A 16,207-nucleotide genomic window follows, 5' to 3' on the forward strand; every position below is an offset into this window, starting at 1 on the left:
GCAGTCGGGGAGCGTGTACCTGGCGAGATTGCCGCTACCCCTTGAAACGCTTCCGTGTGAGACGCCCAATGATTCGTGATTTGCCTGTCCGTGTAACTCGTATGGGGCGACGCGCCGCCTGGTGTGCCTGTGTGCTGGCAGCCGGCCTGGCGCTGGCGCCGTGGACGGCCGCCGCCGCCGCGGATGCCAAGCCTGATGCCAAGCCGGCCGCTGCCGATGCGGGCGCCGGCGACAAGAAAGCCGATGTCGACCTGCCGCCGTTGCCGGCGGACAAGACCATTCGCCAGAGCATCAAAGTGGGCGGTCGCACTTTGTCCTACGAGGCGACGGTCGGCGTGATCCCGGTGCGCAACGCCAAGGGCAAGAAAATCGCCGAGGTGGTCTACACCGCGTATACCGTTCCGGGCAACGATCCGCATCGACCGGTGACGTTCGCCTTCAACGGTGGTCCAGGCGCTTCGTCGGTCTACCTCAACATGGGCGCGATCGGTCCCAAGCGCATCCAGTTTGGCGTGGATGGCGATGCGCCGTCGGATGCCGCCATCACCAAGGACAACCCCAACACCTGGCTCGACATGAGCGACCTGGTGTTTATCGATCCGGTCGGTACCGGCTTCTCGCGTTCGCTGCAAGACGAAGACGCGACCAAGAAGGACTTCTATTCGACCGAGGCCGACATCAAGTATCTGTCGCGCGTGGTCTACGACTGGCTGGTCAAGCACGGCCGCCTGCGCGCGCCCAAGTACGTGATGGGTGAGAGCTACGGCGGCTACCGCGCGCCGCGCATCGCCTATGCCTTGCAGACGCAGATGGGCGTGGGCGTGAATGGCCTGGTGATGGTGTCGCCTTATCTCGATCCGGCCGCTATCGGTGATGGCGATGCGCTGTCGCCGCTACCGTGGATGATCAACCTGCCGTCGATGACCGCCGCCCATCTGGAAAGCCAGGGCAGGCTGACGCCAGCGGCGATGAGCGATGTCGAAACGTATGTGCGCACGCAGTACGTCACCGATTTCCTGGCCGGCCGTTCGGACCCGGGCGCGATCAGCCGCATGGTGCAAAAGGTCTCGGCCTATACCGGTCTGGATCCGTCGGTGGTGGCCAAGCTTGACGGTCGCGTGGATATCGGCACGTACTTGCGTGAAGTGCATCGCAACGACAAGAAGATCGGCAGCGTATACGACTCCAACGTGACCGCGTTCGATCCGTTCCCCGGTTCCGCCGAACGCCAGTCGGGCGATCCGATCCTGGAAGCGCTGCTCGCGCCGACCACCAGCGCCATGGTGGACTTCGTCACGCGCGAAGTGGGCTGGAAGACGGATGCCCATTACGAGGCGCTCTCCTATGCCGTGAACAAGGCCTGGGATCGCGGCGACGCGAACGACAAGCCGGTGGCTGACCTGCGCAAGGCGATCGGCAACGATCCGAACATGAAGGCGCTGATCGTGCACGGCTACAACGACTTGTCCTGCCCGTTCTATACCTCGCAGCTGATCCTCAACCAGATGCCCGGTTTTGGCCAGACGCAGCGCGTGAAGTTGTCGGTTTATCCGGGTGGCCACATGTTCTATAGCCGTCCCGCCAGCGCAGCGTCGTTCAAGGCGGACGCTGCGGCGATGTACAACGCCAAATAAGACGCCTCAGTCTCTGGCCACCACGTGCTTCAAGTAGGGGTCAAGACCCTGCGGGGAGCGCGCTGGCCAGGGGCTGCAGCGACGCTTGGCAGTCATCGTAAGTTGTCGATGGCGTAGTCGTTTTTGTCGCAGCCGCGACGCCGCGGGCGCAGGCAGAAACCAAGGTAGAGCGACGTCATGGCCAGTCCTCGCCATAGCTCGACACGGTCCTGGATGCCACTCGGCTGACGAGCGCACGCCGTCTTGGCGATATGTCCGCAGGCTTCGTCCGCGGTATCCGCAGCTGTGGCCGATAGCTTGTTCAGTCGCAGAACCGAAATCAGGAAGAGCACGCTTATCGCGACTAAGCCGACGGTTCGAATTCGGAGGGCCTGGGATTTCATGGCGACATGGTCTGCCTTTGCGGCATAAAAATGCGATATCGCCCGCTGGCTTCGCCATATAAATTCCATAAAAATCACAGCCACGCTCCACGGTGCCATTCTAAAGTCCGCTCGGAGTGACTCGAATGGCCGGCACGATCGCCGGCCAGCTGCGCATCAAGGGAACATGATGAATCGCCTGCCAGGCCTGGATCTTCTGCGCGCCATAGCGATTGTTTGGGTAATGATTTTCCACTCCTACTTCGTCGGAGGCTGGGGACATTTCGGTGGCGTGGAAGAGTACGGCTGGATGGGTGTCGACCTGTTCTTCGTGCTTAGCGGCTACCTGATCGGTTCGCAGTGGCTCAGGCCGCTGGCCGACAACGAGGCGCCGTCGCTGGTCGACTTCTATGTGCGAAGGGCTTTTCGCATCCTGCCGGCCTACCTGGTAGTGGTGGCTGTCTACTTCGCGCTGCCAGCCTCTCGCGAAGCGCCTGGTATCCAGCCACTGTGGCAGTTTCTGACCTTCACCGTGAACTTGTTGATCGATGCCCAGCACAACCTTGCGTTCTCGCACGTGTGGTCGCTATGTGTTGAAGAACATTTCTATCTGTTGTTCCCCTTGCTGGCGTGGTGGCTGGCGCGCAGACCTTCCGCGCCGAGGTTCATCGCCGCATGCGTGGCTGTCGTTGCCGTCGGCATGCTGATTCGTGGCTATGTTTGGCTGCACGAGCTGGCGCCTGCCATAGCCACCGGGGATGGAGCGGAAGTGCAGCGGCATTTCCTGGAAGGCATCTACTACCCGTCGTGGTCGCGCCTGGATGGTTTGCTGGCAGGTGTGGTGCTGGCGACGATCAAAACGTATCGCAAGCCGCTATGGGCGCGATTGCAGCATCGTGCGAACACCACGCTGCTTATAGGCTTGGCCGTGGCGGGCGTAGCGATTTGGTTGTTTCGCGATCGCACGGGGCTTATTCCGTCGCTGTTGGGATACCCGCTGCTGTCGTTGGGCCTGGGGTTTATCGTGCTGGCGGGTACTAGTGCGCAGGGCTTGCTGGGGAGGCTGAGGATTCCCGGGGCGAGCTGGCTCGCGCTGACCTCGTACAGCCTTTATCTCACGCACAAAGCAGTGTTTCATCTCACCCGGGCGACGCTGGGCAAGCAGATGGACGGTCATGGCTTTGCCGTCTTCGTCGTTTACGCCGTGGCGGTGCTGCTGGTCGGTTCGCTTCTGCACTACGTGGTGGAACGCCCCTTCCTTCGTTGGCGTGAGCGTTTTTGGAAGCCAACCAGTGACGCCTTGCCTGCATCGACTGCGCCCGCCTCACCGGTCATGGCTACGGACGTAGCGTAGCCGCCGATCAGACGTGCGAAGGCACAGCTGCGTATCGTCCGCCAGCTTGGCGCGGGGTAGGGGCGATCAGGTCAATTCTGCTCGTCCGGGGCCTGCACGATATAGCCCCGGGCCTTGAGCTTAGCGAGGAAGCCGTCGGGCGCGAGTATCTGTTCCATCGACAGCAGCGCCACGGAACGATTGTTTCGCACGAGCGAGGATTCGGCCGCCTCCATCCACGCCTTTTCGATGCGTTGCGGCAGGTCGGGAATGTTCAGCTGCTGCGCAAAATCACCGTTGATCGCGGCTACCACGCATGACTCGTAGGCTGTCCCTTGCGACAGGTTCTGCAGTGTCCGCATGTCACCCGTAGCCCAGGCATTGGCGCGTTTGGTGAGCGTGCCCATATCGTGCTCGACGAGGTGCATGGTCTGGTCCAGGCAGGCAATGCCTTGCTGCTTGCTCTGGTCGATCGTTTGGGTGAGCGGAGGAGCGTGGCGGATCATCAGCTGATACGTCACCGGAATGACGCGGACGCCGTGCTTGAGTGCGAGTTTCCGGACGATGGCAGCGACATCGGTTTCGTTGGTGAGGCCCGCCGATTCCAGCGCCATCGCATAGAGCTGCTGGGCCACGACGATCGGGCGCAAGTATTCCAGGGCATCGTCGTTGCCAAGGTATTGTCGCCTGAGCACCAGCCAGCGATCGTACATCTCCGGTGTCAGCAGCTTTTGTAGCGTGGCGCCGTCGGGGTTCAGGCGGGCGGATGGCTCCAGGGCTAATCGGTTGAAGAGGCTGGTCGGCATCTTCAGCTCGGCGGAGGGCGGCTCAAGCAGTTCCTTGGCGTTCGCCAGCACTTTTTCGATCTGCGTCGTTTGCCACTGCGCGTGCTTGGGCAGGGGCGACAGTGTGCCTAGCACCCATAACACGTGATCCCCTCGGCGCACCCGCCACAGCGCTGGACCGGGCTGTTCGCCGGTCACGGTGACGGCCTGCAGGCTGACGACGCCTTCGGGCGTTGGTGGCTTGATCGCGCTGGCGGCGGCCGCAGGCGGCATGGCTGACTGCGCTCCGACGGGCATCGCCATGATCAGGGCGGCCAAGAAAAATGCGATCTTCCCTTGCATCGTGAGGCTCCTCGCGGTGACACGACGGCCCATAGGCGCCTGAACGACATCGCCAATGGCCATACCTGCACGGTACGCCAGTTGGCCTCCGCTGGCAGGGTGATCCGGCATGGATGATTGAACACCACTCGCGTTCGTGGCGCCATATCTGCAACGACTGCGGCCTCGATTCCGATGACAGGGCGGCGGTGGCCCGTGGAATGCCGGGAGCCGGCGCGCCACGATTACTTGCGTGTGGAGCTGGCGGGCGCGACAAATTCTTCATCGGCGGTGGCTGACGATGCTGGCCTGGACCGAGGGCATCCGATGTCACACGCGAACAAAAACACGATATCGCCCCGCCGCAGGGCGGCTGCGCTAAAGACACGACGCCATCGCAAGATGGCGCGATCCGCCCACGCCTATGTGCGTGGCAATACGGGGCAGTTCTACGCCTGGCTTGCGGACGAGGGCGCAAGCCTCCTGCCCGATGGGCCGGCGATCTGGATTTGCGGTGACTGCCACGTCGGCAACATGGGGCCGGTGGCCGACGATCAAGGCCGCGTACACATACAGCTACGCGATTTCGATCAAAGCGTCATCAGCAACCCCGCCTACGACCTGATCCGGCTCTCGTTGTCGCTGGCGATGTCGGCGCGCGGTTCAGACCTTCCCGGGATTACCACCGCCGAAATGATGGAAGCCATGCTGGATGGTTATGAGGCCGCGTTTCCGGAAGTGGATGAGCCCGAACCCGTCATGCCAAGCACCATCAAACTGGTGATGAAGCGCGCGGCGCAGCGAAACTGGAAGGCCCTGGCGCACGAACGCATCCGGGGTATCGAAACGCAATTCCCCCTGGGTTCGCAGTTTTGGCCGATTACAGGCAAGGAGCGCAAAGCGATTGATAAGCTGTTCCTCGCACCTGAGCTGGCGGAACTGGCGACCCAGTTGCGCCACCGCGATACGCAGGGCGAAGTGGCAGTGCTCGACTCCGCCTATTGGCGCAAGGGCTGCAGTTCGCTGGGTCGCCTGCGCTATGCCAGCTTGCTCGATGTCGATGGCGGTACGGTCGAGGGCGACGACCTCTGTCTTGTCGATATCAAGGAAGCCACCTCATCCGTTGCACCGCGAGCGGCGGGCGTGCGGATGCCCAGAGACCACGCCGAGCGGGTTGTCCTGGCCGCCCGGCATCTATGCCCGGCCTTGGGCGAGCGCATGCGTGCAACCCATCTGCTTGGCAAGCCAGTCTTTGTGCGGGAGTTGCTGCCGCAGGATCTCAAGCTGGATATCGTGCGCATCAAGCGCAAGCAAGCTGTCCGGTCGGCGGCGTTTCTTGCCCACGTGCTTGGTCGTGCCCACTCGACACAGATGGATGCCGACACCCGACGTTCCTGGCGCAACGAGCTTCACCGTAATCACACGCGTACGCTGGCCGCTCCTTCATGGCTTTGGCAAGCCGTTACCGGCTTGCTGGCCTTCCATGAACGCGGGTATTTGAATCATTGCAGGGCGTATATCGGCGGCCGCACCTAGGGATGCTCTGATTAACTCTGCGCAGGCGGCATGATGTCCAGAAGGCCCGCCAGCTGTGTTGTGCGGCGCCGGGAAGACTGGCCGTCTTGCCAAGCCGTGCGGCGCAGCTGGCGGGCCTTCTGGACATCACCCCATCGCTTTGAATTCAATACGTTGGGGCCGGCTCTGTCTGTCCGCATCCCTTCGGTGCGCCGGCTCGACACACGTCAAGTCTGCCGTCGCCGTCACCCCTGTGGTCTGCGAACAGACAGAGCCGGTGACGCCTGCGCAGAGTTAATCAGAGCATCCGTAGCGGCCGGAGCGTGGCGATGAGCGGTGGTGATACCGCGCTTGCGCGCAGGCAAGGTCACGCTGACGGGCAGGGGCATCCCGACGTTCTCGATCGGAGAATTCAGAACCGGTCGGTGCTGGCGAGATAACGCCATTGACCCGGCTGCAGGCGTGACATCGGGATACGGCCCACGCGGATGCGCTTGATCGCCAGCACCTTCAGCCCGACGGCGTTGCACATGCGTTCGACCAGGTTGGGCGAGATGCGCTTCAGCGCAAAACGCAGGTGGCTTTCGTTCTGCCAACTCACCTTGATCGGCGGTAACGCGTAGTTGTTGAAGCTGAGCCCGTGATTGAGCTGGGCCAGACCATTGGGTGCGAGCGTGCCAGCCACTTCAACAATGATTTCATGTTCGATGCGATCGCCGTCTTCTTGCAGGCGACGCTTGACCCGCCAGTCCTGCGTGAACACCAGCAGGCCGCTGGCGTTGTCGGGCAAGGGCAGGGGCGATTCCAATCGGGCGAAGTGGCGCTTGAGCAGGCGTACGCCGGAGGCATCGTCGTCGGCGTGGCTCTCGATGCTGATCAGGGCGCGCGCCTGGTCGGCGCTCACCCCAGCAGGTTTGTGCAAGACCAGGGTGGCCGGTTCGACGGCTACGAGCTGCGCATGGGGATCGATCTCGATGAGCTCGTCCAGCACCTTGAACTGCGGCTCTTCCACCGTCTCGCCATTGACGCTTACCCAGCCGCCTTCGATGTACATCTCGGCCTCGCGGCGAGAGCACCGGGCCATGGCGGCGATGCGTTTGGCGAGGCGAACAGGTTCGGTCATCAGGGGCGGCCAGGAAGCGAGTAGGGCTATTGTATGCGGTGTCACTCCGGCAACCATGAAAAGTTGCCGATAACACTATCTTCAACGCTTCGGGCCAGTAGTAGCTTTGGGCTGACGTAGTCGCTGGCGGCACTGGATGGGTATGCTGCAGCGCAAGCGAGCCTGGAACGGGCTCGGTCGCCAGGTCCACGCACGGAACTCCAAACATGCTCATCCACGGCCAATGCCATTGCGGGAACATCGCCTTTTTCCTGACCTGGGAGCCCGACCCCTCGGAGATCCCCGCACGCGCCTGCGACTGCTCCTTCTGCACCAAGCACGGCGGCGTATGGACTTCCTGTCCGAGTGGCTCGTTGAAGGTCGTGGTAAGGGAACCGTTGTTCGTATCGCCTTACACGTTTGGCACCGAGACGGCCGTCTTCCACACCTGTACCCGCTGCGGCGTCGTGCCGGTCGTTACCAGCCAGATCGATGGCCGCCTGTACGCGGTGGTCAGTGTCAACGCGTTCGAGCATGTCGACCCGTCACTCATTCGTCGTGTAACGGGAAGCTTCGGTGATGAAAACAAGGCCTCACGACTCGCCCGCCGACAGCGCCATTGGATAGCGGATGTCGAGTTTGTTGAGGGTGCCCTCTGAGGAAGGTCTGAATCCTCGTAGGCTGCGAACGTCGTGTCTGCAGGCGGCGCGTGCCCTGAGTCGGCGAGCTATGCCCAGATCGGAGGCTCCTCGGTCACGGCGTCGTTTTGTTACGGGCCACCTTCCAGGCCGCCAGACGGCCCTCGATATAGCGGGAATAATCGTCTTCTGAACGAAGTGTGGGGAGCACGCCGTGGGCTTGCCCTGATGCTTCGGCAACGGGCAGGCGCGATACCAGGTCGGCATACACCTCCTGCAGATGCGAAGGGAGGCCGGCCGCCGGATTGGCGCCACGTGACCTGGGTACGACGACACCAGTCAGAGGATCATCGGTACGCGCCTGAGTGAGCGAAAGCACGCTGCCAACGTCAGGGGCAGCCGCGTCGCGCGCCGTCAAGGACGGCAAACCCCAGCGTCGCTCGACCGTCTTGGGTATCGAGGTGTGATCGAACGGCGTGGAGCCGTCGGCGGCGCGAAAAACCGTGCCCGCCGGAATCCAGGGTGAAACCAGTACGGTCGGGACGCGAGGACCGAAGCGTCGAAAATCGAACCCGTATTCGCCAGCGGTCGAGTCCGGCGGAAGCGCGCCCAGCGGCGGTGGGACATGGTCGTAGCAACCACCGTGCTCATCGTAGGTAATGATCAACAACGTTTCGTTCCAGACGGGGCTGCTACGCAATGCGGTGTAGACGTCATGGATCAACTGTTCGCCCAGCGCGACATCGTAGTTCGGGTGCTGGCTATTGCCGCTCGAACCCCAGCTGGGTTCGAGGAACGTGTACGCGGCCAGTGAGCCCTTGGTCGCGGCTGCCTGAAAATCCGCGAACTTTCCGAAGTTGGCATCGGGCGCGCTGGTGGTATCGGGGAACGTCAAGCGCGTCAGCGGGTCCGCGTTGTAGCCGTAGATCATCCAGCTGATGTTTTGCTTGCTCAGTGCGGCATAGATGGTGGGCGATGTAAACGACTTGGTCTTATCGTCCATATGCCCTTGCGACGTCGCCGCATGTACAAAAGCACGATTGGGTAGCGTCTCGGTTGGCACCGAACAGAACCAGTGATCGCAGACGGCAAAGCCGCGTGCGAGTGCAGAGAGCACCGGCAGCGTCTCTGGCGTGTGCATACCCATGATGTCCGATGCCACGGTCCCCGCGAGAACGCCACCCTTCCGCTTAGACTCCCAACTCAACGTAGCGGAGAAGTTGCTGACAAAGCCCTGGTTCGTTGCTATCGGCGGAGTAGGTGCCGTGCTGCTGCCAAATAGCTGTGCATTGGTGGCCGCATAGCCTTCGCCTGGATCGGCACCTGGCATGTAATAGGTATTGGCAGCCCCTGCCTGGATCTTGAATACAGCGATGGGTTGGGACGTGGTCGCTGCCGGATTGGTTTCGGCGCCCGTCAGTCCTTCGAATGGCTGGCCCGCCGGCGACTTGTTGTTCGAGTCGGCATAGAGAAAGCCCAGCATGTGATCGAAAGACCGGTTCTCAAGCATGAGCACGACAATGTGGTTGATCGTCGTCAGTTGATTCGCGCTTGCCATGGGCATGGACCGTCGCTTTAGCCTCGAGACTTAGGAACCTATCATGCTGACGGTTGATTGCGTTTGATCGGACGGCGATGCGTTTGGATGTTGTTTACCGTTGTGAGGATGGCCTGCATTCAGTAGAAATCCGCTGTACGCGGATCGAGGCTGTCATCTGGCTGCCACACAAGCGGGCAGCCTGTGCGCCTCCATTTCCATAGGGTTGCAGCGAGTCGGCATTCAACCCAAGGCGCACGTTCCAGCGACGTCGGGCGCAAGCGGGTCGATCACCAGATGGTTGAGGACGCCGCCGAGGCTGCGCAGGTCCTGACTGTTGTGTTGCGCGACGCGGTGCAGCGGTGCAGCGGAGCCGCCACGCAGAAAGCCTAGCCAGGCGGCTGGTGCTTCGGCGCCGGGGAGGTCGTCCTCGCGCACGACCTGCAGCAGTTGCCGCTCGACGGTGGCGAGGCGACAGTTCTCCCATACACCGCGCCAGCGGCGCCGTACGGGGTGAAGCAGGTCGATATGCAATAGCCCGGTCAGCGGGCAGGATCGCTGGTGCAATCGAAAACGCGTTTTCAACAACGGGGAATCATAGGACTTGCCGTTGTAGCTAACGAGTACCGTGTCAGGTCGCAGCCAGGACGCGAAACAGTCCAGCATGGCGGTCTCGGCCGCCAAGGTCGTGATAAGCAGCTGGCGTTCACGAAACAGCCCTTGATGCCAGTCGGCCACGCCGATCATGAAGGCGCGCGTACCTGTGCCACCGGCCAGGCCGGTGGTTTCCGTGTCGAACAGCAGCAGCCGTTCCGGTTCGATTTTTTCGCTGATGCGTGCGAAGGATGCGTCGAAGGTGGCCGGCGAAGGTGGCCAGACGCCGCTTATTTCGCTCAATTGCAAACCCGGAGCGATGGTATGGCCGGGCAGGACTTGCGGTTCCGCGGGCCGACCTATCGACACGGGCTTGCGTTGCCGCACGGCTAGCAGTTGGCTCAAGCCGCCAGGAAGCGGGTCGGCGCGACGAGGCGGCGTTGGCGATACGCCGGCCTGCCGACGGAGCCCCCGCAGTTTGTCCGCGAGTGCGCTCATAGGGCGACGACTAGATGAAGCACGCGCATCGCCAGCATTTTCAGCGGCGTGTCGTTTTGCTCATCGGCGGCGAGCACCGGTCCCACGCAGGCCGGGCAGCCGGCGCGACAATCGCATCGCACCACCAACTCGTGCGCCAACCGCACCAGGTCCTCGCGGCGTTCGTACAGCGGCGCGCTCAGGCCGACACCGCCGGGGAAGGCGTCGTAGAGATAAAGCGTCGGAATAAAGGGTCCGTGCGCGCTCGCATCGAGCTCACCCATGCTGGAGCGCACTTGTGCGCGTCCGTTGGCATCAGGTGTGGCGAACCAGGCGCCGTCGCCGCTTCCTACCGCTTTTTGCAGGTCGCGCGCTTCGGCCATCACGGCCACGGTCGCGACAATGTGCAAGGCATGCGCCGCAGCGAGGAATCCATCCAGCGCCTGCTGGCGATGGTCGAAGGCCTGGTCGAGTGCGCGTTGCGACAGCTGCCACCAGACGGCGGTGGTGTGGAGTTCGAGATCCGGCAGGTTGACCGGGCCGTAACCTATATTTTCGTGGGTGTAATAGCGAATCTTCTTGAAGCCGGCCACGCGCCGCGCCACATGCACCTCGCCGTGATGCGCACTGCCCGCACCGGCCGGTGAGTTGTCGAAGGCCTCGAGTACCTTGAGCTTGGTGTAGTCGATGGCATCCGTGTAGTAATCGACATTGGTGCGGGTGACATAGGCCTTGCGCCCGGTCCAATCCAGGCGTTCCACCTGGTACGGCACGGACTGGATCATGTGGATGGCGCCCTCGTACAAGGTCAGCGCGGCCGCGCTGAAGTCGACCTCGGCCACGATGGTCTGCCTTCCATTCGTGCGGTCCACAACGACGAAGTTGCCATCCGCCACCGAGCGCAGGGAAACGGCGTTGGCCGGATAGCTGTCGGCAATCCATTCGAAGCGGGCATCCTCCTGATGCAGGACACCTTCTTCGGCCAGGACTTGCAGCCACGGCGTGGCGTCCTGGGGGCCGAAGCGTTCACCGCCATCGAAGGGGAGCTCGAACGCCGCGCAGCGAATATGGTCAAGCAGGATCAGCGGCTGGTCCGGCGCAATGCGCGCATGTTCCGGCGATGCGCCCTGGAAGAATTCGGGATGACGCACGAGGTATTGGTCCAGCGGGTCGCTGCTCGCTACCAGCACGCCGAGCGAAGCCTGTTGCCGCCGTCCGGCACGCCCGAAGCGCTGCCAGGTGGCGGCCACGCTGCCTGGGTAACCGTTGAGTACCACCACGTCAAGCGCGCCGATGTCCACGCCAAGCTCAAGCGCCGACGTGCTCACGATGCCGTCCACTTGACCGGCGCGCATCTCGCGTTCCGCCGCACGGCGTTCGGTGGGCAGATAGCCGCCTCGATACGCGCGAATGCGCGCCGGCTTGCGTGGGTCGCTATCGAAGACGTCCTTCAGATACTTCGTCAGCACCTCGACCATCAGGCGCGATTGCGCAAAGACCAGCGTTTTCAGTCCAGCGCGGATGGCCGTGCGGGCAATGCGGTTGGACTGCGATCGCGCCGAGGCGCGTAGACCGAGGTCCGCGTTCACCACCGGCGGATTCCACAGCAGGACATGTTTCTCGCCCACCGGCGCGCCGCTTTCGGTAATCGCGGTGACGGGCTGTTCGATCAGTGCGCTGGCGTGCTCGGCCGGATTGCCGATGGTGGCCGAGCACAGGATGAATTGCGGCGAGACGCCGTAGAACGCGCATACGCGCTGCAAACGCCGCAGCACATTGGCCACGTGGGAACCGAATACGCCGCGATAGGTATGCACCTCGTCGATCACCACGAAGCGCAGGTTCTCGAAGAACTGCGCCCATTTCGTGTGATGCGGCAGGATCGCCTGATGCAGCATGTCCGGATTGCTCACCACGATGTCGCCATGCAGGCGGATGGCCTGGCGCGCATCGCCGGGCGTGTCACCGTCGAAAGTGAAAGCCTTGACGCCCAGGGAACCTGCCTGGTTGAGCTCCAGCAGTTCGGCCACCTGATCCTGCGCCAGTGCCTTGGTCGGGAAGAGAAACAGCGCCTTGGATTGTTGCTGGATGGCGGCGCTGATCACCGGCAGCGTGTAGCACAGGGATTTGCCGGAGGCCGTGGGCGTGGCGACGACGACGTGCTCTCCCGCCGCGGTCGCCTGCCAGGCTTGGGCCTGGTGGGCGTAGAGCCGGTCGACGCCACGAGCGCGCAAGGCATCCATCAGCGGTGCCGGCATATCCGCCGGAAGCGGAGCGTAGTCTCCCTCCCTGCCTGGCAAAACGAAGGCGCCGGTGATGCGGTCGCCATATCGCCGCGCGAGCCGCCTGGCCAGTTGATCTCCTCCGCTGACTGGTGCGGCGAGCGCCCCGTCTTGTCGCAGAGCGCGTTGGGCCAGGGGGTTGGGCAAGGCATTCATCAGCAGGCTCCGTCGGAGCCCGCATTGCAACGGCCGGCTGTCTCAATAGTTGAGACAGTCGGCGATATATTCAAACCGTCCCCAATGAGGAGCCGCCAAAAGCCGGTTCTTTGGTGGGGGCGACTTCAGTCGCGACAGCGGCTATCGGTGCAGGTGGTTGTCGCGACTGAAGTCGCTCCCACCATGCGTCCCGTTCGTGCCATCACAACGACCCGGTGCGGAGGTTATTCGAGGCTCTCTCAAAGCTCCCGCATCACCATAAGACGCAGCTCGGTCATATCCTCGATGGCGTAGCGCACCCCTTCGCGACCTATGCCAGAAAGCTTGATGCCACCGTAGGGCATGTTGTCCACGCGAAAACTCGGCACGTCATTGACGATCACGCCACCTTGTTCCAGGTCATTCCAGGCGCGCATGGCGTGGTCCAGGCTGTCGGTAAAGATGCCAGCCTGCAGACCGAAGTCGGAATCGTTGACCATCGCGACCGCATCATCGAATTTGCGATAAGGCGCGAGCAGGGCAAATGGGCCGAACGCCTCCATGCGATTGGCCTTGGAATCGGTTGGCACGTCTTCCATCAAGGTGGCTTCCAGCATGGCGCCATTGCGCTTGCCTCCACACAGTACTTTTCCGCCGCCCTTGCGCGCGTCCTCGATCCAGCCGTGCAGGCGCTCGGCCGCTGCCTCGTCGATCATCGGGCCGAGGAAGGTGTCCTTTTTCTTTGGGTCGCCGGCTTTGAGTTTCTTGACAGCGGCGACCAGGCGCTTCTTCACTTCGTCGTAGATGGATTCGTGCACATAGATGCGCTGCACGCTGATGCAACTCTGGCCGGACTGATAGAGCGCTCCGAAGACCAGTCGCTCGATGACGTAGTCCAGCTTCGGCCCCTGATCCGAGTCGACGATGCACGCGGCGTTGCCGCCCAACTCCAGCGTGACCTTCTTGTGGCCTGCGCGGGTTTTCAGATCCCAGCCTAGCTGGCTGCCGGTAAAGGAAAGCAGTTTGAAACGCGGATCTTCCACCAGCGGGCCGGCATGTTTGCCGTCGAGGTTGAGCACGGAGAAAGCGCCTTTGGGCAGGTCCGTCTCGGCGAGTATTTCCCCAATGATCAGCGCGCCGATCGGTGTGCGCTCGGCGGGCTTGAGTACAAACGGGCAGCCCGCGGCGATCGCGGGAGCCACCTTGTGTGCCACCAGGTTCAGCGGGAAGTTGAATGGCGTGATGAAGGACACCGGCCCCAGCGGCACGCGCTTGGTATAGCCGTGATAGCCGTTCAAGCGTTGGGCGATCTCCATATTGAAGGTCTCGCCATTGACGCGCACCGCCTCTTCGGCGGCGATGCGAAACGTCTCGATCAGGCGCGTCACTTCACCGTCGGAATCGCGGATCGGCTTGCCCGCCTCCACGCACAAGGCATAGGCCAATTCCTCGCGGCGCTCCACAAAGCGATCGGCGCAATGCTGCAACACCTGCTGACGCGCCCACGGTTTGAAGTCACGCATGGGGCCCGTGGCCTTTGCCGCGGCGGCGATGGCTTTCTCCGTGGCCTTGGCATCCGGCACGGCCACGCGCGTGGCGACCTTGCCGGTGTACTTGTCCAACACGTCCATCATTTCCTTGGACGTTTGCGGCTGGTTGGCGAGGTAGTAAGGGTAGCTTTTGGCGAGCATGCTGAACTCCGGGCGATCACGCGGCGACACTAAGCCGGCGGATCTCTTCGTTGAGGATGGAGTGGTTGTCGGAATAGTCGGGCAAGTCCAGGTTTTCCTCGCCAGGCACGCGAACGATGCTGCGCACGCCCTCCGCTTCCAGCGCCTTGACGAACAGTACTGCTGCCTTCGTGCCGCGCTCCGTGGTTCGAGGCGCGCAGGATGCGATATGGATCGTTCAAATCGCGTGAGACGGATCACGGGCTGCCGTAGTACGAGCGCACCCTGTGCGCGACTAGGGCGTCACGGCGTCACGGCTCCGTCGGTTTGTCGCGCACAGGGTGCGCTCCTACAGAGAGTGGTAGTTCACCGTCAGCGAGGCGAGCGCGCAGTGGCGTGCCGGCGAGGACGTTCTTCGCCGAGCGAAGCACACGTCCCTCGGCATCGAACAGAATGGCGTAGCCGCGTTCCAGCGTGGCGAGCGGACTGACCGCATGCATCGCGCGGCCGGCCTGCTGCAGGGTCAGGCGATCGCGTTCCAGCCGGCGTTCCATTGATTGGCGCAGGCGCTGTCCCAGTTCGGCCACGCGACGTTGCAGCAGTTGGAGACGCAGGCGCGGATGCTGGGCCAGCAAGCGCGCATGCACGCGGTCCAGTGTCGCGCGGCGGCTCTGCGCCTGTTCACGCTGGATGCCGAGCAGGCGCCTTTGCAGGTGTTGCAATCGTTCGCGGTCGCGGGTCAGGCGCGCTTGCGGCCGTTGTGCCTGCAAGCGTGCGAACAGGTGATCGACGCGCTGAATGCGTGATTGCAGCCGGCGCTGCTCCAGCGTGATCAGGCGCTGTTGCAATTGCTGCAGATGGCGCTGCAATGCAAGTGCATCGGGTACCAGCAATTCGGCAGCAGCGGACGGCGTGGGGGCGCGCAAGTCGGCGACGAAATCGGCGATGCTGAAGTCGATCTCATGGCCGACCGCCGACACGATCGGAACGGCGCTGGCGTAAATGGCGCGCGCGACCTGCTCATCGTTGAAGGCCCACAAATCTTCCAGCGAACCACCGCCGCGGGTCAGCAGCAGCACATCGTAGCGGCCACTGGCCGAAGCCTTGCGCAGCATGTTGACGATGGCCGGCGGCGCCTCGCGCCCCTGGACCGGAACCGGCAACACATCCACCTCGGCCAACGGCCAGCGTCGCGACATCACGCTCAGCACGTCGCGGACGGCGGCGCCGGTGGCCGAGGTAATGACGCCAATGCGGCGTGCATAACGGGGCAGGGCACGCTTGCGGGCGGCGTCGAACAGGCCTTCGGCATCGAGCCGCGCCTTGAGCTGCTCGAACTCGCGCTGCAAGGCGCCTTCGCCTGCCAGTTCCATATGCTCGGCGACGAGCTGGAATTCCCCGCGCGGCTCATACAGGCCGACCCGTGCACGCACGAGGACGTGCAGGCCATCCACCGGACGAAACTTCAGCCAGCCGCTCTTGGGACGGAACATTGCGCAGCGCACCTGGGCGCCACTGTCCTTGAGCGTGAAATACAAATGCCCCGACGCCGGGCGTGCCACGTTGGACAACTCACCCTCGATCCAGATCAGGGGCAACGCGTCTTCCAGCAGATCGCGCACCAGCCGGTTGAGCGAGCTGGGGGTCAGGATGTGACGCGGCGGAGCGCCACCTTGATCAGCCGTGTAGTCGTCGGACGCGTGCATGGAGGGGCGAGACTAGCACGGACCACCAGGCAGGTATTGCTTGGATTACATCCGCTTGCCCGCTGATGCATAGTCTAGCCATGAGGCAATCATCATAATCCATTGAATATAAAGGA

Annotated in this window: 12 protein-coding genes; 4 read left to right on the plus strand and 8 right to left on the minus strand. The window is 62.9% G+C overall.

Annotated elements, in window-relative coordinates; translation table 11 throughout:
* Positions 1 to 101 precede the first annotated feature (101 nt).
* Positions 102 to 1,634, plus strand: coding sequence for a S10 family peptidase (locus ACT01B_RS08750; protein ID WP_445146962.1), 1,533 nt, complete (start codon positions 102 to 104; stop codon positions 1,632 to 1,634).
* Positions 1,635 to 1,726: 92 nt separating this feature from the next.
* Here the strand turns inward: ACT01B_RS08750 and ACT01B_RS08755 are convergent, their stop codons facing one another.
* The gene (locus ACT01B_RS08755; RefSeq protein ID WP_445146963.1) at positions 1,727 to 2,095 is read right to left on the minus strand and encodes a hypothetical protein; all 369 of its coding nucleotides are present in this window, start codon (positions 2,093 to 2,095) and stop codon (positions 1,727 to 1,729) included.
* A gap of 91 nt (positions 2,096 to 2,186) precedes the next feature.
* Between ACT01B_RS08755 and ACT01B_RS08760 the strand changes: the two genes are divergently transcribed.
* Positions 2,187 to 3,350, plus strand: coding sequence for an acyltransferase family protein (locus tag ACT01B_RS08760; RefSeq protein ID WP_445147457.1), 1,164 nt, complete (start codon positions 2,187 to 2,189; stop codon positions 3,348 to 3,350).
* Positions 3,351 to 3,421: 71 nt separating this feature from the next.
* On the opposite strand, the gene ACT01B_RS08765 is transcribed toward ACT01B_RS08760, so the two are convergent.
* On the minus strand, positions 3,422 to 4,456 hold the full coding sequence (locus ACT01B_RS08765) for a TraB/GumN family protein (RefSeq protein WP_445146964.1): 1,035 nt from the start codon (positions 4,454 to 4,456) through the stop codon (positions 3,422 to 3,424).
* Positions 4,457 to 4,837: 381 nt separating this feature from the next.
* Between ACT01B_RS08765 and ACT01B_RS08770 the strand changes: the two genes are divergently transcribed.
* Positions 4,838 to 5,971: a DUF2252 family protein gene (locus ACT01B_RS08770; protein WP_445146965.1), complete on the plus strand. Its 1,134-nt coding sequence runs from the start codon at positions 4,838 to 4,840 to the stop codon at positions 5,969 to 5,971.
* Between the two features lie 391 nt (positions 5,972 to 6,362).
* Here the strand turns inward: ACT01B_RS08770 and ACT01B_RS08775 are convergent, their stop codons facing one another.
* A complete protein-coding gene (locus ACT01B_RS08775) occupies positions 6,363 to 7,073 on the minus strand; it encodes an rRNA pseudouridine synthase (protein ID WP_445146966.1) in 711 nt (236 codons plus the stop codon).
* Positions 7,074 to 7,279: 206 nt separating this feature from the next.
* Between ACT01B_RS08775 and ACT01B_RS08780 the strand changes: the two genes are divergently transcribed.
* Positions 7,280 to 7,711, plus strand: a complete 432-nt coding sequence (locus ACT01B_RS08780; RefSeq protein ID WP_445146967.1) for a GFA family protein — start codon at positions 7,280 to 7,282, stop codon at positions 7,709 to 7,711.
* A 94-nt stretch (positions 7,712 to 7,805) separates the two neighbouring features.
* Here the strand turns inward: ACT01B_RS08780 and ACT01B_RS08785 are convergent, their stop codons facing one another.
* The 5 genes from ACT01B_RS08785 to xseA all read right to left on the minus strand — a co-directional run bounded on the left by ACT01B_RS08785 (position 7,806) and on the right by xseA (position 16,091).
* Positions 7,806 to 9,254, minus strand: coding sequence for an alkaline phosphatase family protein (locus tag ACT01B_RS08785; protein ID WP_445146968.1), 1,449 nt, complete (start codon positions 9,252 to 9,254; stop codon positions 7,806 to 7,808).
* Between the two features lie 216 nt (positions 9,255 to 9,470).
* Positions 9,471 to 10,124 (minus strand): ribonuclease H-like domain-containing protein, encoded by a 654-nt coding sequence (locus ACT01B_RS08790; RefSeq protein ID WP_445146969.1) that lies wholly within the window; start codon positions 10,122 to 10,124, stop codon positions 9,471 to 9,473.
* A 191-nt stretch (positions 10,125 to 10,315) separates the two neighbouring features.
* Positions 10,316 to 12,736 (minus strand): DEAD/DEAH box helicase, encoded by a 2,421-nt coding sequence (locus tag ACT01B_RS08795; protein WP_445146970.1) that lies wholly within the window; start codon positions 12,734 to 12,736, stop codon positions 10,316 to 10,318.
* Positions 12,737 to 12,975: 239 nt separating this feature from the next.
* Positions 12,976 to 14,406 (minus strand): aldehyde dehydrogenase family protein, encoded by a 1,431-nt coding sequence (locus ACT01B_RS08800; protein WP_445146971.1) that lies wholly within the window; start codon positions 14,404 to 14,406, stop codon positions 12,976 to 12,978.
* A 290-nt stretch (positions 14,407 to 14,696) separates the two neighbouring features.
* Positions 14,697 to 16,091: an exodeoxyribonuclease VII large subunit gene (xseA, locus tag ACT01B_RS08805; RefSeq protein WP_445146972.1), complete on the minus strand. Its 1,395-nt coding sequence runs from the start codon at positions 16,089 to 16,091 to the stop codon at positions 14,697 to 14,699.
* Between the last annotated feature and the right edge of the window lie 116 nt (positions 16,092 to 16,207).

The organism is Dyella sp. Tek66A03 (assembly GCF_052567735.1).